This window comes from Arthrobacter sp. AOP36-A1-22 (genome assembly GCF_052377615.1).
GTDB lineage: Bacteria > Actinomycetota > Actinomycetes > Actinomycetales > Micrococcaceae > Arthrobacter_H.
Map to the genome: position 1 here is coordinate 22563 of NZ_JBQSWX010000029.1, position 17280 is coordinate 39842.

The 17280-nt window shown below is 64.0% G+C and carries 19 protein-coding genes and 1 pseudogene; 6 read left to right on the plus strand and 14 right to left on the minus strand.

The window, feature by feature from the left end:
• Positions 1-33: 33 nt before the first annotated feature.
• The 4 genes from ACT3S2_RS14170 to ACT3S2_RS14185 form a co-directional block, all read right to left on the minus strand.
• A complete protein-coding gene (locus ACT3S2_RS14170; RefSeq protein WP_444561817.1) occupies positions 34-1251 on the minus strand; it encodes a hypothetical protein in 1218 nt (405 codons plus the stop codon).
• Between the two features lie 6 nt (positions 1252-1257).
• Entirely contained in the window at positions 1258-1596 is a 339-nt protein-coding gene (locus tag ACT3S2_RS14175; RefSeq protein WP_444553233.1) for a DUF6507 family protein, read from the minus strand.
• A gap of 109 nt (positions 1597-1705) precedes the next feature.
• Positions 1706-2773, minus strand: a complete 1068-nt coding sequence (tsaD, locus tag ACT3S2_RS14180; RefSeq protein WP_444561818.1) for a tRNA (adenosine(37)-N6)-threonylcarbamoyltransferase complex transferase subunit TsaD — start codon at positions 2771-2773, stop codon at positions 1706-1708.
• A 29-nt stretch (positions 2774-2802) separates the two neighbouring features.
• The gene (locus ACT3S2_RS14185) at positions 2803-3630 is read right to left on the minus strand and encodes a response regulator transcription factor (protein WP_444561819.1); all 828 of its coding nucleotides are present in this window, start codon (positions 3628-3630) and stop codon (positions 2803-2805) included.
• Between the two features lie 102 nt (positions 3631-3732).
• Here ACT3S2_RS14185 and ACT3S2_RS14190 point away from each other — a divergent pair, with 102 nt between their 5' ends.
• Positions 3733-5427: a sensor histidine kinase gene (locus ACT3S2_RS14190; protein WP_444561820.1), complete on the plus strand. Its 1695-nt coding sequence runs from the start codon at positions 3733-3735 to the stop codon at positions 5425-5427.
• Between the two features lie 28 nt (positions 5428-5455).
• On the opposite strand, the gene ACT3S2_RS14195 is transcribed toward ACT3S2_RS14190, so the two are convergent.
• The 4 genes from ACT3S2_RS14195 to ACT3S2_RS14210 form a co-directional block, all read right to left on the minus strand.
• A complete protein-coding gene (locus ACT3S2_RS14195; RefSeq protein WP_444561821.1) occupies positions 5456-5974 on the minus strand; it encodes a hypothetical protein in 519 nt (172 codons plus the stop codon).
• Positions 5971-6735, minus strand: a complete 765-nt coding sequence (locus ACT3S2_RS14200) for a signal peptidase I (RefSeq protein ID WP_444561822.1) — start codon at positions 6733-6735, stop codon at positions 5971-5973. Before ACT3S2_RS14200 ends, ACT3S2_RS14195 begins: the two co-directional genes overlap by 4 nt.
• Before the next feature lie 46 nt (positions 6736-6781).
• Positions 6782-7321 (minus strand): hypothetical protein, encoded by a 540-nt coding sequence (locus ACT3S2_RS14205; RefSeq protein ID WP_444561823.1) that lies wholly within the window; start codon positions 7319-7321, stop codon positions 6782-6784.
• Positions 7322-7382: 61 nt separating this feature from the next.
• Entirely contained in the window at positions 7383-7925 is a 543-nt protein-coding gene (locus ACT3S2_RS14210) for an alternate-type signal peptide domain-containing protein (protein WP_444561824.1), read from the minus strand.
• Between the two features lie 197 nt (positions 7926-8122).
• Between ACT3S2_RS14210 and ACT3S2_RS14215 the strand changes: the two genes are divergently transcribed.
• Positions 8123-8542 (plus strand): Hpt domain-containing protein, encoded by a 420-nt coding sequence (locus ACT3S2_RS14215; RefSeq protein WP_444561825.1) that lies wholly within the window; start codon positions 8123-8125, stop codon positions 8540-8542.
• Between the two features lie 17 nt (positions 8543-8559).
• Here ACT3S2_RS14215 and rimI read toward each other — a convergent pair whose 3' ends face one another.
• The 6 genes from rimI to rfbA form a co-directional block, all read right to left on the minus strand.
• Complete coding sequence (gene rimI / locus ACT3S2_RS14220) at positions 8560-8988, minus strand: ribosomal protein S18-alanine N-acetyltransferase (RefSeq protein WP_444561832.1); 429 nt, start codon at positions 8986-8988, stop codon at positions 8560-8562.
• A gap of 11 nt (positions 8989-8999) precedes the next feature.
• Positions 9000-9710 (minus strand): tRNA (adenosine(37)-N6)-threonylcarbamoyltransferase complex dimerization subunit type 1 TsaB, encoded by a 711-nt coding sequence (tsaB, locus tag ACT3S2_RS14225; protein ID WP_444561833.1) that lies wholly within the window; start codon positions 9708-9710, stop codon positions 9000-9002.
• A 44-nt stretch (positions 9711-9754) separates the two neighbouring features.
• Positions 9755-10252 (minus strand): hypothetical protein, encoded by a 498-nt coding sequence (locus ACT3S2_RS14230; protein WP_444561826.1) that lies wholly within the window; start codon positions 10250-10252, stop codon positions 9755-9757.
• A 79-nt stretch (positions 10253-10331) separates the two neighbouring features.
• A complete protein-coding gene (gene tsaE, locus ACT3S2_RS14235; protein ID WP_444553243.1) occupies positions 10332-10880 on the minus strand; it encodes a tRNA (adenosine(37)-N6)-threonylcarbamoyltransferase complex ATPase subunit type 1 TsaE in 549 nt (182 codons plus the stop codon).
• A complete protein-coding gene (gene alr / locus ACT3S2_RS14240; RefSeq protein ID WP_444561827.1) occupies positions 10873-12075 on the minus strand; it encodes an alanine racemase in 1203 nt (400 codons plus the stop codon). Before alr ends, tsaE begins: the two co-directional genes overlap by 8 nt.
• A 48-nt stretch (positions 12076-12123) precedes the next feature.
• On the minus strand, positions 12124-12984 hold the full coding sequence (gene rfbA / locus ACT3S2_RS14245; protein ID WP_444561828.1) for a glucose-1-phosphate thymidylyltransferase RfbA: 861 nt from the start codon (positions 12982-12984) through the stop codon (positions 12124-12126).
• Between the two features lie 74 nt (positions 12985-13058).
• Here rfbA and rfbB point away from each other — a divergent pair, with 74 nt between their 5' ends.
• From rfbB to ACT3S2_RS14265, 4 genes and pseudogenes are all read left to right on the plus strand, one after another.
• Positions 13059-14057, plus strand: coding sequence for a dTDP-glucose 4,6-dehydratase (gene rfbB, locus ACT3S2_RS14250; protein ID WP_444561829.1), 999 nt, complete (start codon positions 13059-13061; stop codon positions 14055-14057).
• 1 nt (position 14058) lies between these two features.
• Positions 14059-15504 carry a sugar nucleotide-binding protein gene (locus ACT3S2_RS14255; protein ID WP_444561830.1) on the plus strand — a complete coding sequence of 482 codons (1446 nt, stop codon included), beginning with the start codon at positions 14059-14061 and terminating at the stop codon, positions 15502-15504.
• 136 nt (positions 15505-15640) lie between these two features.
• Positions 15641-16975 (plus strand): annotated as a pseudogene (locus ACT3S2_RS14260) (UDP-glucose dehydrogenase family protein).
• A gap of 92 nt (positions 16976-17067) precedes the next feature.
• Positions 17068-17280 (plus strand): transposase (locus ACT3S2_RS14265; protein ID WP_444561831.1); only part of this gene is annotated, 213 nt, incomplete at its 3' end.

Here is a 17280-nt window from a genome sequence, read left to right on the forward strand (position 1 = left end):
TTTCATACCCGGCCACAATGCGGCGCAAGGTCACTAGTCCCATAGCGAGCTCCAGGCATCATGCACCTTGTCTCCAACATCACCGACGAATTCCTGTGCCTTGTCGGGCACGACGGCGTTGAACCCGTCGTAGATCTTATCGGCGATCCAGTCGTTGATTCCCGAGAGCTCCATGGCGCCGACGATGACGACACCCGCGACGAGGCCGACAACGGCACCGACGAGGGTACCGGGCCCGGGGATCACCGAGCCGATGGCAGCTCCTACTCCCGTGGCCACGAGGATCTTCGTGCCACCCTTGACGACGGCGGCTTGGCCGGCTTCGTTTTCCAGTTCGTCCGCGGAAATTTCGGGGTTCTCGTTCAGGAGCCGGTTGTACTCCTTGGAGTATTCGCTGTCGATGGTGATGACACCTCCGACGACCGAAAGAATGCCGCCGCCCAGCTTGATGGTCTTGGGCATCTTGAGGCTCTTGGCCTCCGGCGTGTTCGGGTCCACCACCGTCCAGGGGTTTTGGTACCTGTAGACGTATCGTTCCGGAACCGGCGGGGACACTCCGGGTTTGGGGTAGGCCGCCATCTTATACGAATTGCCGTACGGTATTTTTTTGAAATTGTAGTATTTCGCGGGATCGTAGGCAGGCGTGCGATATGCGTAGACGGGATTCTTGATGTTGGAGACCTTGATCCATTTGGTCGCGTTTCCGGCAACCCCAAAGGCTGCACTTCCCCACGGCCCGGCTATCGCGCCGCCTTCATCCACGACAGCGTCATAGGCCCCGTCGAGTGCTTCGGCACATGCTGTCTCGAGGTTCTCATATCTGGTCTGGCAGCCGTCGACAAGGCCCTGATAGTAGGTCTGACTTCGGGATGCATCGGACACAGCGGCCTCATCACCGAAGTCCAGTTTGCTCGTGTCCTGGTGGAAGAGCGCAACCTGTCCCAGCACAATCTCCGCATAGGCCAGCTCGTCGTCCAGCCCGTCGGCAAAGGAATCAAGTGCGGTCTTTGCCTCACCACCGCCCAAACCCACGTATTCCCCATGCTTATTGATCTCCACGAAGCGGGAGTAGAAATCCTCACCAAGCCTCGTGATCTGCGAGTGATATCGCAGTTTGTCCCACGTGTTCTTCGAATCCTGGACCAGTTCCTTGATGGAGTCTGCTTTGGAATCGAGACTCTTCGCCGAGGATCGGACCTCACCCGGGTCGGCCCACTTCTCCAGGGCGGAGGTGTCAACGGTGTATGCCATATCGCCCTACTTTGGCTCGTGGAAGTCGGGAACCTTGTTGATGTCTTGCCGGGCGTCGCTGGCCATCTTTTCGTCCGAGGTGATGTAGGCGTCGGCGATCTTGCTCGCGCCCGAATGTGCGTTCCGGCCCCGGGTCAATGCGGCTTCGGTATTCGCCAGTAGAATTCGCGCGTTGAGCCGATCAAGAGCACTGGTGACGACAGTGCCTTTCACCGCCTCCTTGCAGTCCTCCAGTGACGTATCCAACGGTTTCTTTGCTACATCCAGGTCCCCAAGATTGGTGTCCAGGTCCGAAAGGACCGCCCGAAAGGGCACAACAGAAATCTGATAGTCATCTAGGCTCATGCCCATCCCTTCCAGTTCAACGGCAGTTCGATGCAGGGCGCACCGCCCACAGTCCCTAAATCCTATGAGTTCCGACGTTGTCGCGCGATGGGGAGAACTCCCCATCCCCCTACAAGCTGATGGACGATACGGGTTGGCCCGAATCGGTGGAGAACTCGATGCCGGTGGGTTCGACCCCTGCGATGACCAATTGTGCGGCCAGCGCCGCGACCATCGCCCCGTTGTCGGTGCACAACCCGATCCGCGGAACCCTCAACGTGATGCCGGCAGAGGCGCACCGGGCGGCCAGTAGTTCACGCAGGCGCGAGTTCGCCGCGACGCCACCACCGAGCAGGAGGTTGTCCAGACCGTGTTCGGTACAGGCCATGATGGCCTTCTTGGTCACCACGTCGACCACCGCTTCCTGGAAGGAGGCGGCAATGTCGGCCACCGGGAGTTCCTCGCCGCGGGCCCGGTACTGTTCCACGCAACGGGCCACCGCCGTTTTGAGTCCTGAGAAGGAAAAGTCGTAGCGGTGATTTCCCGGGGATTCGGGGGTGCCGGTGAACTTGGGCAGCGAAAGCCCGCGGGGGAAGCGGATGGCCTTCGGGTCACCTTCCCGGGCGATCTTGTCGATGGCGGGGCCTCCCGGATAGCCCAGCCCCAGCAGCCGGGCCACCTTGTCATACGCTTCCCCTGCCGCATCATCGATGGTTGCCCCGAGCAGCTCCACATCGGAGGCCAGGGAATTCACCCGCAGGATCTCGGTATGTCCGCCGGAGACCAGCAAGGCACCGAGCCGGTCGGGAAGTGCCCCGCCGTCGAGCACCCCGACCCCCACATGGGCCACCAGATGGTTGATCGCATAGAGCGGCTTCCCCGAGGCCAGGGCCAGTGCCTTCGCGGCGGCCACCCCGACCATCAGCGCGCCGGAGAGGCCGGGGCCAGAAGTGACGGCGAGCGCGTCGACGTCGGCCAGGGTTACCCCGGCAGTGAAGAGGGCCTCTTCGAGTGTGGGGACGAAGGCCTCCAGATGGGCTCGGGAGGCGATTTCGGGGATGACTCCGCCGAAGCGGACGTGTTCGTCCATGGAGGAGGAGACCGTGTTGGCCAGCAGTTCGGTGCCCCGGACGATCCCGATACCGGTTTCGTCGCAGGAGGATTCAATGCCCAGAACCATGGGTGCCGCGGAAGTCATGGCTCCAGTTTAGTGCGTTGGTAGGGGGATCATGCCCCGTGGGCGGCGTGACGGGGCCGAGCGGCGCGGTATCCGACGCCGCGGACCGTTTCGATCCAGCGGGGTGCCTTCGCGTTGTCCGCGAGCTTGCGCCGAAGGTTCCCGATGTGGACTTCGACGCTGCGCTCATCGGCTTCGGAGACGAAGGTTCCGGCGTCGGCATCCTCTTCACGCAGCCGTCTGACCAGCGAGGTCTTGGTCCGGACCGTGCGCCCGCCGACCAAAATGGCCTGGAGCAAGGTGAATTCGGTCGGGGTCACGGCAATCTCGACGCCTTCGGCTTCGATGCAGTAGGCGGCCGAATCGAGCACCAGTCCGTTGAGGCCCAACGCCGTCGTCGACTCAGGCTGCGCATTCGATGGCGACGGCTGACCAGACGGTGGTTCTTCGTCGGCTGGGGCGGCCGGCGCGCCCAGCCTTGCAGGGGTGTCACCGGGTACCTTGTTGCGCTCCCGGCGGCGCATGATGGCTTCGACCCTGGCCCGCAGTTCCCGCGGGCTGAAGGGTTTGGTCAGGAAGTCATCGGCTCCGGTCTCGAGCCCCAGGATCGTGTCGATCTCGTCCGTCCGGGCGGTGAGCATCACGATATGGGCATCCGAGCTGTGGCGGATTCTGCGAGCCACTTCGAATCCGTCGATATCGGGCAGGCCCAGATCAAGGGTGACCAGATCGGGTGCGTTTCGTTTCACGAGTTCGATGCCGTCGTTCCCCAACGCCGTGGCGTGGACAACAAAGCCGGACTGCGACAGCACGGCCTCCAAAAGTCCCCGGATGTCCTCGTCATCCTCGACGACGACGGCCACGCGACGTTCCTGCACAACGAACTCCCCAGTATCGACGGCGATGTGAAAGCCCAGTCTATAGCCGGAGTTTGTGCCCGGCGCCACATGACGGACTCCGGCAACCCGTAGGCTGATCGGGTGAACGAACGCGTTGAGGCACCAGCTCGTCCTCTCTTCCCTGCCGGACACCTCAGACGCATCCTGCGTATCGGCTTCCTGCGTGAACCTCTTCCCGTGATGGGGGCGCGGGGGCTCGCCTCGGTGAACCAACTTCCCTCGGCCATTGCCGCGGTTATCGTCATCGTCCTCTTCCTGGTGGCCGATGCCCAGGCGGCGCTCTCGGCTCCCGGGGTGTGGATCGGCTTCGTCGTTATCACCGCGGCCACCGTTGCCGCGTCCGTGCTGCCGTGGACGCGGTGGCCCGAGCCGGCCGTGCTGCTCGTACCGCTGGTGGACATGCTGGCCTTCTTCGTCATGTCACTCGCTGGCTTCAAGACCTTGACCGGCATTTCGATCCTGATGGCCCTGCCGCTGTTCTGGTTGGCGTGGTCCCGCTACCGGACCGGCCTCGTCTTGGCCGCGTCCTTCGTCATGCCCCTGGGCGTGGTCTGGGGCCAGGTGATCCTCTCAGGAATCGAACTTTCGACGAAGGCGCTGGTCAAACCGCTACTCGTTCCGGTCGTTCTGTTTTCCTTCACGATGACCATTGCCGTGATGTCCCTGGCCGTCGCCCGGACACAAGCACGCACGCGTCGAGCGTTGGAGAAGGCGGAGAAACACGCGGTATTGCTCAACGCCGTCCTCAATACTGCCAATGTCGGCGTGGTCGTCGTGGACGAGGCAGGGCGTGATTTGATGATGAACGACACCCAGCGAACCATCCATGAATCCCTCATTCCCGATGACAACAGCAACCCGGACGAGGCGGGCCTGTTGATCTTCGGTGCCGACCGGACGACGCCGCTGCCGGCTGACCAGCGTCCGGTCCGTCGCGCCGTCCTCGGCGCGGAGTACTCCGACCAGCTGGTCTGGGGAGGTAGCCAGGAGGCGATGCGCGCTTTCAATGCCTCCGCGACCCAAATGCTCGTCGACGGTCAACCCAGCGGAGCGGTGATCGCCTTCCATGACGTCACCGATCTTCTGGACGCGCTGGCTGCCAAAGACGACTTCCTGTCCACCGTCAACCACGAACTACGCACCCCGCTGACCTCCATCGTCGGCTACCTGGAGATGGCCTCGGAGACAGCCGAACTGGATCCTGCGGTGAAGGTGTATCTGCGGGTGGCCGAGCGCAATGCCGAACGCCTGCTGGCCCTGGTGGGGGATTTGCTCGATGCCGCCGCCGGCAAGGTGGAGATCGCCAGGGAACCGGTGGATCTGTCGGAGGTGCTCGAGGGTTGCCTGCCCTCGCATAAAGCGCGTGCCGAACGGCTGGGTGTCGGGTTGAGCGCCGAGGTCGCGAACCGGCTTGATCTGCTCGGCGACGAGCGTCGACTCGGGCAGATCGTGGACAACCTGCTCTCCAACGCGCTCAAGTACACGCCCTCCGGTGGCTCCGTCAACGTCTCGACGTATCGCTCCGAGACCGGCGATCCGATACTGGAGGTCACGGATACGGGCCAGGGCATGACCGTAGACGAGTTGGGACGCCTCTTCACCCGTTTCTACCGCACCGATACGGTCCGGAGGTCCGCCATCCCGGGGGCGGGTCTGGGGCTGGCGATCACCAAGGACCTCGTGGAGGAACACGGTGGATCGATCAGTGTCAGCAGCGAACCGGGGCTCGGCAGCACGTTCAGGGTGGAGTTCCCTGCAGCTGTCGTTCGGAACTAGAACGTCAACACGTGACCTCCTTCAGGATCTACCCACAAGATGCCTTGACGTTCCCCAAGAAACGCATATCTACCGTGGCTGTCTTCTTCAGGGAATCGGCTGCGGTCCCCTGATACGAGGGAGTCAGGGAAAGGGAAAATCTGGTCGTCTTCAGCCACTCACTGCTCACGGGGAGCTTGGCCGTTGCTTGTGCACCATTGTTGACTTTCACCTTTTGGATATGAGTCACCTGAGCAGCATCGATGATGGTCACTTCGATTTGGTCGGCATCGATAGGCGGCGTGAAGGTGACGATAAGAATGCCTTCGTTCTTCGGCCAATCGAAGTCCGGGGAACACTTCACTGGTGCGCCTGCCATCGATTGGGGTGCCCATTTGCCGGTGGTGACGTTGGAAACCACGGAGCCGCTCTGACTCCACGCAGCGTGTGCACCGGTGCCGGCAAGACCCACGATGACAACGACGGCGTAGACGATGGCTGCTAGACGCACTCGTGACGGTTTACGGGTAATTTCCGTCATGGTTCCAGAGGGCTGGCGGCTGCTCATCGGGACACTCTTTCCTGGCGACGGCGTCCGCGGGGACGCGGCCCTTCGGTCGAGTAGCTGGCGTTCGTTGAACGGGCCGTCGAACGTGATCCGAGCCCTTGCCATGAGTGGCCGAGTGAAACGGCGGACTCGATACTGACATCCGAAGCCGGGAGCGCTTCGTTCGCCAGCAGGGCCTGCGGGCCGGTGTCCTCCGCCGGGATACGGGACTTCCGGCGGCGGGTCAAAACACCACCGACCACGTTCCATGCGCCGTAGCTGATGAGGGCCAAAGCAGCGATCTGTGCACCCAATCCGCGGTCCTGGTTACCTAGCCAGTTCGCCAGGAATCCTGCGTAGGGCACGGCGTAGAAGAGCTTACCGCGGACCTGGACCTCGCGGACGGGTTCCTCGTCTGGCAGTGAGTTGTTATCCCCCTGCGTGATCAACAAGGTGTTGCCCTGCTGGTCGGCACTAGTCGAAACGATGCGGTGGGTGATCACGTCGGCCTGCCCGGATTCGAGCTGGTAGGTGATCACATCCCCCACCGACAGGTCCCCGAAGGCCGCCGGTCGCGAGATCAGCAAAGTCCCCGGGGGCAGATGCGGTCGCATGGAGTTGGTCAGCACGGAGTAGGTCTGCGATCCGGTGGCCATCGGCACGACGATCAGTACCGCCGCGGCAAGCACCGCAAGAACCAGCGCGACGACGCTCAATCCGCTCCCCAGCAGAGCGGCCGTGGAGCCCTGGGCCGTGGTCCTCGAAGCTGCGTGCTGTGCCATGGTGTCCTTCGCTGTGGGGTGATCCGGTGGAACGTGTGGATGGGACTCAGAGTTGGGTAGCGGTAAGCTCCACGCTGAGGTTGCTCGTCTGCCCACCCGCCGTGGCCGGGGCATCGGATTTCAAGGTCACCGTCACGCACAGGGTCGCGCTACCTTGATGCTCCAAATCAGCGGAGGACGGCCCCTTCGCCGGGCTTTTGTCGGAGCAGGAGAACTCTGCCGTCGTCGTGAGGTAATCGGCCGCGCCGTCGCTGACATCTGCAGAGGCCGTGACCCGAATGCGGAAAGTGGCGAGTCCGGCGTCCGTGTCATCGGTGACAGTCAGCCGGACCGTTCGCTTCTCCCCCGGCTTCAATCCGTTGAGCCCGGGAAGCTGAATCTTTGCCGGCGCGCCGTTCACGGGTAGTCGCTGGGGTTCAGTGGAGCCTGACTGCAGGGTGACCGCAAAATCCGCTGCCTGGACCGTCCCTGCACTGGTCGACGTTGCGGTGTTCCACACGGCGAGACTGCCCTGGACAGTGCCGAGGGCGAGAACGACGGCGACGATGAGCAGTGCTGCTGTCTTCAGCGCCGACGTCGTTCTCATTCGATCCTCCCGGACTATCCGTGATGTGGGGTGCTTCGGTGTGGTGGGCCGTAACGCGGTCCTAGTCGCTGGAGGAGGCGACCTGGTCCAGCTTGTAGGCGACCTTGCTGAAGTCGTAGGTGGAGTTCGTGTCGTCCAGGTTCGTGGTCGACTTCAGGAATGCGAAGGTCACCGACGCCGTATAGTTTCCGTCCTCGGTCAGTTCCTGACCCGTGACGCTCTTCTTGGTTGAATCGGTGATGGCGACGGGGCCCACGGTGTAGTTCTTCTTATTGAACGTCGTGTCCCCGGTCAGCGCGGTATCAGTGACCGAGAGCGTGGCCTTGAGCAGGTCCCCGCTGAGAGTGACCTTCACCGGCTGGGTGAAGGTCAGGGAATCACCGGGAACAATCTTGTAGGAACCGTCCTTGATCTTGCCGGTGACGTCGGTACCGGCCGAGTTCGTCCAGACCCCTGCTTCTGCCTTCAGGCCCATGTCCCCGGCGACGATCGTTCCTGCATTTGCCTGGGCACTGGTGTTCCAGACGGCCAGCGATCCGCCGCCGCCGATCAGCAGTGCAACGCCGAGTCCGGTGGCCAGCGCGCCCTTGGTCATCTTGTTCATGGTGTCTCCCTCAAAACCGCTGCCGGCGACCTGTTTCCCCGGCTGTTGAAATAAGCATCGTCGGACAGCATCAAGAACACCCCCTGGATTGACAAAAGTTTTACACAAGTTCTGCGCAGTCTTGCCAGTCCTGATCTTGAGCGGATCTTGAGCATTGCTTGAGGGGTTTCGGCAGGGGCGAGGGGCAGCATGGAAACATGACCGAGTACCGCCGCCTGAAGCATCCGGGGACCAGCCTGCTGGTACGCCCGTCGGTACTGTGTGCCCTGGTCGATCAGCTGGGCGAGGCGGAAGCTGCGGCTTTCGTGGACCGGTTCGTCAGATTGTGGCCCCAACGGCGACGACGCCTGCACCTCGCGGTGGACCAGCACGACGTCGCAGCGGGGCTGGATGCGGCGCTTTCACTAAGCAGTGGCGCCTCGATGGCCGGAGCCAACAGCCTGGCCGCCCTTGCCTCGCGGCTGCATGAGGGGATCCCCACGGCAAACACCCCGGGCGCGTGGAGGAAGGCGGCGGCCATGCTGGACGAACTCGATCAATTGGGGAACGCAACGATCAGCGACGTCGTCCGTCTGCGCCGGACCATCATGCCCTCCGAGCAAGATAGCCACGGCTGATCAGCGGCCGGACGGATTCAGCCCTTCAAGCCCAGCTTCATGATCCGGGCATCCACACCGCCGGGGTAGTACCCGCGTCGTGTATGGATGTGTTCGAACCCCAAATGCTCATAGAGTCCTTGGGCGCGGGGATTATCGGCACGTACCTCGAGCAGGACATCCTTCGCGCCACGTTCGGTGGCCTCGTCGATGAGCCCACGCAGCAGCGTTGACCCGATCCCCCGGCCCTCGTAGGCGGGGAGGACGGCGATGGTCTGGACATCGGCCAGCGGCAGCACGCACATCATGCCGCAGTAGGCCACGATCCGCCCCTCGTCCTCGGCCACCCAGTAGCGTCGGGTGCGGGTCTGGCCCAACTCCTCGTGGAACATATCCAGCGGCCAGGCGTCCTCGGGGAAAAGTGCGCGTTCCAGCTCCCAGACAGCAGGGATGTCGGCTTCGGTCATCTCACGGAACTTCACGACGCCGGGGCCCCCTTCATCTGCCGTGGCACCTTGGCATCGGATTCACGCAGATACAAGGGGGTGGTGGACAGGAGTTCCTGACCCTGGTCGAGCGCCCGGATGGCCCAGGCGCCCAGGGAGGCTGCGGAGGGCCTGCGGTCGTTGAAGGTGGGAACCACCGTCGCCCCGACTGCTTCCAGACGCTCGGCATAGAGTCCTGCCCCGGCCCCGTGAGTAGGCAGTCCCGGCAGGGTTTCCGCGACTCCGACATGTGGTCCGTCCAGCAGTTCCCCATCGGCTGCATAGCGAGCCCAATACAGTTCCTGACGACGTGCGTCGATGGCCACGGAAAATCCGCCTTCCCCTGCCTCCGGTTGACCGGTCCGTTCTCCTTCGACCAACACGTCCCAGGCAATCGCGTCCAGGCTCATGGCCCCATGGACGGGAATCCCCCAGGCGAAACCCAGGGTGCGGGCGGTGGCGATGCCCACGCGCAACCCCGTGAACGGTCCTGGGCCAACGCCTACGACGATGCCTTCCAGCTCCGTGCCGGCGACCCCCGCCTCGGCCAGTAGGGATTCGATGCCCGGGGCCAGGACTTCCGAGTGGGTGTTCGTTGCCGTGGTCTCGAAAGACGCGAGCACCTCGGCGGAGCGGTCGGCGGAAGGTCGCGAGAGCACGGCCGCGGAGGCGGAGGCGGAAGTATCTATGGCCAGGATGAGCACCGGTCCATCGTATGCCGGTCGGGCCCCGGGTGTCAGCCGGGTGCTCAGGCGGCCCACACCATTCGCTCCTGCAGTGCATCGAAGTCGGCGATGAAGTGGCCGAAATGGTCCAGCGCGCAGGTCGCGGCGACTTCCAACATGGTCTCCCCGAAGTCGATGACCCACCGCCGGGTGAACAGGGCCACCCCACGGTGCCGGTGGGTCAGGTCCATCCTCCACGCTGGCTGGCCGGCCATGGTGGAGGCGGTCTCCTCGATGATATGCAGCCCATCGACACCCTCCAGCAGGTCCCGGGACGGATATTCGACGGCGATGATCGTACTGGGTAGGGCAGTTGATCCGGGGCGGAGGGAATCGAGTTCCCTGCTGATCGAATCCAGGATGTCCAGCCCCTGGACGCTGACCGGCACGGCGTCACTGCCCACGAACAGATGGCGTTCCTCCGGTAGCGGCGGGGCACCGGTGTGGAAGGCCAAGAACCGGCACCCCTCGGTCTCGATCCGCTGCCAGCCCGCTGGCAGCTGCGCACTCACCTTCACCATCTCCGGTCGCCTTCCATCCGATCCACCCTAGGGCGGTGGCCCGGAACCCGCGATGGGGAGAACTCCCCATGCGGTGGTCTCAAAACAACCGGCGGTCCGCCCAACGGGGGCCGAAGGCAGCAAGATAAAGGGCCCGGGGGTCCTCGAGTTCGGTTTCAGAGAAGTCCAGCACCAGTTCGCTGCCCTGTTCGGCCATCGTCTCCCCGGTGGCGCGCACCAAGGTCAATTCAAGACGTGAGGCGCTGAGTTGTTCGGCTTTGCCGGCGCCCCACTCGATCACGGTCACCGAAGAATCCAGACTCTGGTCCAGATCCAGGTCATCGAGTTCCCCGGCGGTTCCGAGGCGGTAGGCGTCCACGTGGACCAGGTCCGGGCCCCCACGGGTGGACGGGTGGATCCGCGAGAGCACGAAGGTCGGCGAAATGATCCCTGGGCGCACACCCAAACCCGCGCCCAAACCCTGCGTGAAGGTCGTTTTGCCGGCACCGAGTTCGCCGTTGAGCAGGATCAGGTCCCCGGCTTCGAGCTGCCGTCCCACGCTGGCTGCCAGTTCCTGCGTGGCCCTCGCATCCTGCGTGGTCAGCTCGGCGGTCCAGACCGGGCGGTCCTCTGCGCCGGGATCAGCCATCGGCGGGCCCCCACGAGCCCTCCACGTAGACCCGCGGAACGCGCTGGGAGACCCGCGTGACGATCTCGTAGTTGATCGTGCCTGCCGCAACGGCCCACGCATCGGCGGAGGGCCCGTCGCCGCCGAACAGGACCGCCTCGGATCCGACCAGGGATTCCGGGTCCTCCAGCGGCCCCAGGTCGACGACGAACTGGTCCATGGCGACCTTGCCGCGGCTGGGCAGCATCCTGCCGTCCACGAGCACCGGCGCCTCGACCGCCGAGCGCGGGACGCCGTCGCCGTAGCCCAGCGGGATGAGCGCCAACGTCGTCGCTTCCCCGGTGCGGTACGTCAATCCGTACGAGACCCCTTGGCCCCTCGGGACCTTCTTCACGTTCGTGACCCGAGCGACCAGCCGCATGGCAGGGCGCAACCCCAACTCATCCGAGGTCTGGTCCGCGAAGGGGCTCAGCCCATACATGCCCAACCCCAGGCGGACCAGGTCAAAGTGTGCATCGGGACGAGACAGGATGGCCGGAGTGTTCGCAGCGTGTCTGACCTCGAGGTCGAAGCCGGCGTCTTCGGCCAAGCTGACGGACTCGCGGAAGGCCGTCAACTGCTCATCGGTCTCCTCGCGGTCAGGTTCATCGGCGACGGCCAGATGCGTGAACACACCGACCACCCGCAGCAGGCCTTCCTCCTGGAAGGCATTTGCCGCTCCCAGCAGTTCGTCCCAGCGGTCCGGCGGGCAGCCGTTGCGGCCCAGACCGGTGTCGATTTTCAGGTGCACCCGGGCTGGTAGCTCGGCTTGCTGGGCTGCTGCGGCGATATGTTCCAGTTCCCACCCACTGGAGACCCCGAGGTCGATATTGGCGGTGATGGCTTCGGCGAACGGGGAATCGATGGTGTGTAGCCACGCAAGCAGTGGAGCCGTGACGCCCGCAGCGCGGATGGGTAGCGCTTCGCTGATGTGGGCGGTCCCGATCCAACCGGCCCCTGCTTGCAGGGCTGCGTGGACGACAGGGATGGTTCCATGGCCGTAGGCGTCGGCTTTCACCACGGCCATCACGGTGGCCGGGGCCGCCAGTTCGATCACCCGCTTGACGTTGTCCCGGATGGCCGACAGGTCGATTTCGGCGCGGCGTTCGAAGCCGGGGGCGGTCTCGGGGCTTCCGGCAACGCCGGGCCCGGTCCGGGGATCAGTGTTCGCAGTCACGGTCCCATTGTCGCACTTGCCCCGGGGCCTCGCCCCCAGAGGGCCGACTCAGTGCAGCAGTTCCAACAGGTACGCCCCGTATCCGCTCTTGACCAGCGGACGGGCCAGGGCTTCGAGCTCGGCATCGGAGATGAATCCCTGCCGCCAGGCGATCTCTTCCGGGGCGCTGAGTTTCAAGCCTTGTCGGGCTTCGATGGTGCGGATGTAGTTCGAGGCATCATTGAGAGACTCGAAGGTTCCTGTATCCAGCCAAGCGGTCCCCCGCGGAAGAACCGAGACCTGCAGCTGGCCCATCTCCAGATATCGGCGGTTGACGTCGGTGATTTCCAACTCCCCCCGCGGTGAGGGCTTGAGACCTCGTGCGATCTCGATGACCTGGTGGTCGTAGAAGTACAGTCCGGGGACAGCGAACTTGCTACGTGGCTTTTCAGGCTTCTCCTCGAGCGAGACGGCCCGACGCTCGGCGTCGAACTCCACGACCCCATAGGCTGTCGGATCGGCCACCTGATAGCCGAAGATCGCTGCACCCTGCACGTCAGCGAGCTCCTGCAGCTGGGTGCCCATGCCGGGACCGTAGAAGATGTTGTCCCCCAGGATGAGGGCCACGTTGCCATCACCGATGTGCTCGTCGCCGATGAGGAACGCCTGCGCCAAGCCGTCCGGAGACTCCTGCACCGCATAAGTCAGCTCCAGCCCCCACTGGGACCCGTCCCCTAGCAGTCGGCGGAACTGGGCGGCCTCATGCGGTGTGGTGATGATCAAGATCTCCCGGATCCCCGCCAACATGAGCGTGGCCAACGGATAGTAGATCATTGGCTTGTCGTAGACCGGAACGAGCTGCTTACTGATGCCCTGGGTGATCGGGTGCAGACGCGACCCCGTACCACCGGCAAGAATGATTCCCCTCATGTTCTGAATATTACTGGGCTGGTCTGCGGAAACAGAAAACCCGGTCGCGGATCTGACAAGGTAATCTGAACTCCATGGAAAGAATCTTGGTCACCGGGGGCGCCGGTTTCATTGGCTCGAACTTTGTCCACTTCTTGATGGACACCACACAGGTCCACGTCACCGTCCTGGACAAGCTGACCTACGCTGGCAACACGGCCTCGCTGGAGGGGCTTGACCCGCAACGGTTCTGGCTGGTCGAAGGCGATATCTGCGATGCGGGCTTGGTGGACCGGCTGGTGGGCGAGGCGGACGCAGTCGTGCACTACGCGGCGGAATCGCATAACGATAATTCGTTGCTCGACCCGCGCCCTTTCCTCGACACGAACATCATCGGCACCTACACATTGTTGGAGGCCGCCCGCAAGCACGATGTGCGGTACCACCACATCTCCACCGACGAGGTCTATGGGGATCTGGCCCTCGATGCCCCGGAGCGGTTCACCGAGCACACCCCCTACAACCCATCGAGCCCCTACTCCTCGACCAAGGCCGGATCGGATCTGCTGGTACGTGCGTGGGTGCGCTCCTTCGGGGTACGGGCCACTTTGAGCAACTGTTCCAATAACTACGGCCCGTACCAGCACGTGGAGAAATTCATCCCGCGTCAGATCACCAACCTCATCGATGGGGTCCGCCCGCGACTGTATGGCAGCGGAGAGAACGTCCGCGACTGGATCCATGCCAACGACCATTCCAGCGCCGTATGGACGGTTCTGACCACCGGTCGGATCGGGGAAACCTACCTCATCGGGGCCGACGGAGAGCGCAACAACCTCCAGGTTGTCCAGGCGCTGCTGGGCATCATGGGTCGCGATGCCGACGACTTCGACCACGTCACCGATCGCGCTGGCCACGACCTGCGCTATGCCATCGACTACACCAAGCTGCGCACCGAGCTGGGCTGGACCCCCGCCCACGCCGATTTCGATTCCGGTTTGGCGGACACGGTTGGCTGGTACCGCGGCCATGAGTCCTGGTGGCGCCCACAGAAGGCCGCCACCGAGGCAACCTATCGGGCAGCGGGGCACTGAGATGGCCACGAACCAGCCCCCCACTCCTCCGACGGGCCCATCGGTCACTGCCTCGGACACGATTCCCGGCCTGTTGGTGGTCCGTCTGCCGGTCCACGGGGACAACCGCGGCTGGTTCAAGGAGAACTGGCAGCGGGCGAAGATGACCGGGCTCGGGCTGCCTGACTTCGGGCCCGTGCAGAACAACATCTCCTTCAACGCCGCCGTGGGTACCACCCGGGGCATCCATGCCGAACCCTGGGATAAATACGTCTCCGTCGCTACCGGCAGGATCTTCGGCGCCTGGGTCGATCTACGGGCCGGGGCATCCTTCGGCCAGGTCTTCACCATCGAACTGGATCCCTCCACCGCGGTCTTCGTGCCCCGCGGCGTGGGCAACGCCTTCCAGACGTTGGAACCCGATACCGCCTACACCTACCTGGTCAACGACCACTGGTCGGCCGAAGCTGTAGAGAAGTACGCGTTCGTGAACCTCGCCGATGAAACCGTGGCCATTGACTGGCCCATCCCCCTGGAGCAGGCGGAGCTTTCCGAGAAGGACCGCAAGCACCCCCGCCTGGCCGGGGCCACCGCCGTCGCCCCGCTGAAGACCCTGGTCCTCGGTGCCGCCGGCCAACTCGGGACGGCCTTGCGGCGGCGCTTCTCCTCCCGGGACGATGTGGACTTCGCCACCCGCGCCGAGCTCGACCTCACCGATGCCACTGCCATGTCCGGCCACGACTGGTCGGCCTATTCCACGGTCATCAATGCCGGCGCCTACACCCGCGTCGACGAAGCCGAAACGGGGGCCGGCCGGGTGGCAGCTTGGGCCGCTAACTCCACCGGTGTCGCCGCCCTGGCCCGGATCTGCACCGAGAACTCCCTGACCCTGGTGCACCTCTCCAGCGACTATGTCTTCGACGGCACCTCCGCCGATGCCTATCCCGAGGACGCTCCGTTGGCGCCGCTGGGGGTATACGGGCAGTCCAAAGCCGCCGGCGATCTGGCCGTGGCAACGGTTCCGCGCCACTACTTGGTCCGCACTAGCTGGGTCATCGGTGATGGCAACAACTTCGTGCGGACCATGCTCTCCTTGGCCGAGCGGGGCATCGAGCCAACTGTGGTCAATGACCAGTACGGGCGGCTCGCGTTCACCGAGACCATCGCCGATGGCATCGCCCATCTGCTCGACACCGAGGCTGCCTACGGCACCTACAACCTGTCCAACGGCGGAGAGGCAACCAGCTGGGCCGACATCGCCGTCGAGGTCTTCGTCTGCGCCGGACGTGACCGTAGCGCCGTCACGGGGGTGGGTACAGCCGAGTACTTCGCCGGGAAGCAGGCGGCCCCGCGGCCGCTGAATTCTCTGCTGGATCTGGGCCGGATCCGGGCCACGGGATTCACCCCCGGGGACCAGTTCGAGGCGTTGCGCGCCTATTTGGTCGGCGCCCCCGACGGGCTCTGCTGAGCTTTCGGTCCACCGGACGACAACCGACGCATTCCGGTCGCCCCGTTCCCGCAGTACGTCCTTTCACCGGCTTTTCGTCAGGTATCGCTAGCATGGTCAAAGCCCATCAGGCCACGGCCCCAACAGTTAGGCGCATATGACGCTCAGGATTTCAGTGATCGGCACCGGCTACCTCGGCGCCACCCATGCCGCCTGCATGGCCGAGCTCGGCTTCGAGGTCATCGGCGTGGACGTCGACCTGCGGAAGATCGAGCGGCTCTCCGTCGGTGACCTGCCCTTTCACGAACCCGGCTTGCCCGAACTGCTGGTCAAGCATGTCCAGTCGGGACGTTAGCGCTTCACCACCGACTACGCAGAAGTCGGGGATTGGGCCGACGTGCACTTCATCGGTGTCGGCACCCCGGAGCGGGTCGCCGACGGAGGGGCGGACATCAGCTTCGTCGACGCCGCTGCCCGGTCGCTGGCGCAGCACATCACCCGTGACGCTCTGGTCGTGGGCAAGTCCACCGTTCCCGTCGGGACCGCCCGCCGTCTGGCCGAGCTGCTCGCCGAGGAATCCCGCGACGGGGTCGAGGTCGAGGTGGCCTGGAACCCCGAATTCCTGCGTGAGGGCTTCGCGGTGAAGGATACCTTGGCTCCGGGACGGCTGGTGTTCGGCGTCGAATCCGAAAAAGCCGCGGACCAGCTGCGCGAGGTCTACGCCCATGCGCTGGGCCAGGACACACCGCTGATCGTCACCGACTTCGAGACCTCCGAGCTGGTCAAGGTCGCCGCCAACGCGTTCCTGGCCACCAAGATCTCCTTCATCAACGCCTTCTCAGAGGTCACCGAAACCGTGGGTGGGGACATCCGCACCCTGGCCGACGCGTTGGGCTACGACGAGCGCATCGGGCGTAAGTTCCTCAACGCCGGCATCGGTTTCGGTGGTGGCTGCCTGCCCAAGGACATCCGCGCTCTGCAGACCCGGGTCAGCGAACTCGGGCTGAATCACACCATGGACTTCTTGCACAACGTCGATGACATCAATTTGCGTCGTCGCGACCGGGTCGTCTCGTTGGCCCACCAGATCCTCGATAATTCGGTGGTTGGCCGACGGATTGCCGTTCTGGGTGTGGCCTTCAAACCCGATAGTGACGATGTCAGGGACTCCCCCGCGTTGGAGGTGGCCGGAAGGCTTTTCAACGACGGCGCCGAGGTCACCGTCTATGACCCGCAAGGCAATGAGAATGCCCGACGCCGGTTCCCCCGCCTGGGGTATGTAGACTCCGTTGCCGAGGCCACCCAGGGTGCGGATCTGGTCCTTCTGCTCACCGAATGGAAGGAATTCAAAGCGCTCAAGCCCTCGGACCTTCGGCCACGGGTCCACGGCATGCGCCTGATCGACGGGCGCAATGTCTTGAACCACGGGCAGTGGACTGAGGCCGGTTGGACCGTCGCCACACTGGGTAAGAAGTTCAATCCCCTTCCCTAAATCGAGGCCTCAAACTTCTCCTTGGGACTGCTGCAAAGGTAGGTGACACATGATCTCGCTTGTTCGCAGGCAAGCCTGAAAGGATAGTCACCATGCCACGCCCTTACCCGAAAGAGTTCCGTGACGACGTGGTCCGCGTCGTCTTGAACCGGGACGCAAAGACCACGATCAGCCAGATCGCGAAAGACTTCGGTGTCCACGAAGGCACCGTCGCTAAATGGCTCCGCGCAGCCGAGATCGATGCCGGCAACAAGCCCGGCAAGACCACGGACGAGTCGGCAGAATTACGCGACCTGCGTCGCCGG

What these genes read in the sequence shown, in the direction of transcription:
- tsaE (WP_444553243.1), bottom strand. Translation starts at nt 10,880, where the DNA reads ATGGCTGATCCCGGCGCAGAGGACCGCCCGGTCTGGACCGCCGAGCTG.
- ACT3S2_RS14210 (WP_444561824.1), bottom strand. Translation starts at nt 7,925, where the DNA reads ATGAACAAGATGACCAAGGGCGCGCTGGCCACCGGACTCGGCGTTGCA.
- ACT3S2_RS14205 (WP_444561823.1), bottom strand. Translation starts at nt 7,321, where the DNA reads ATGAGAACGACGTCGGCGCTGAAGACAGCAGCACTGCTCATCGTCGCC.
- ACT3S2_RS14175 (WP_444553233.1), bottom strand. Translation starts at nt 1,596, where the DNA reads ATGAGCCTAGATGACTATCAGATTTCTGTTGTGCCCTTTCGGGCGGTC.
- ACT3S2_RS14195 (WP_444561821.1), bottom strand. Translation starts at nt 5,974, where the DNA reads ATGAGCAGCCGCCAGCCCTCTGGAACCATGACGGAAATTACCCGTAAA.
- rfbA (WP_444561828.1), bottom strand. Translation starts at nt 12,984, where the DNA reads ATGAGGGGAATCATTCTTGCCGGTGGTACGGGGTCGCGTCTGCACCCG.
- ACT3S2_RS14200 (WP_444561822.1), bottom strand. Translation starts at nt 6,735, where the DNA reads ATGGCACAGCACGCAGCTTCGAGGACCACGGCCCAGGGCTCCACGGCC.
- ACT3S2_RS14255 (WP_444561830.1), top strand. Translation starts at nt 14,059, where the DNA reads ATGGCCACGAACCAGCCCCCCACTCCTCCGACGGGCCCATCGGTCACT.
- ACT3S2_RS14230 (WP_444561826.1), bottom strand. Translation starts at nt 10,252, where the DNA reads ATGGTGAAGGTGAGTGCGCAGCTGCCAGCGGGCTGGCAGCGGATCGAG.
- tsaD (WP_444561818.1), bottom strand. Translation starts at nt 2,773, where the DNA reads ATGACTTCCGCGGCACCCATGGTTCTGGGCATTGAATCCTCCTGCGAC.
- ACT3S2_RS14170 (WP_444561817.1), bottom strand. Translation starts at nt 1,251, where the DNA reads ATGGCATACACCGTTGACACCTCCGCCCTGGAGAAGTGGGCCGACCCG.
- rfbB (WP_444561829.1), top strand. Translation starts at nt 13,059, where the DNA reads ATGGAAAGAATCTTGGTCACCGGGGGCGCCGGTTTCATTGGCTCGAAC.
- ACT3S2_RS14215 (WP_444561825.1), top strand. Translation starts at nt 8,123, where the DNA reads ATGACCGAGTACCGCCGCCTGAAGCATCCGGGGACCAGCCTGCTGGTA.
- rimI (WP_444561832.1), bottom strand. Translation starts at nt 8,988, where the DNA reads ATGACCGAAGCCGACATCCCTGCTGTCTGGGAGCTGGAACGCGCACTT.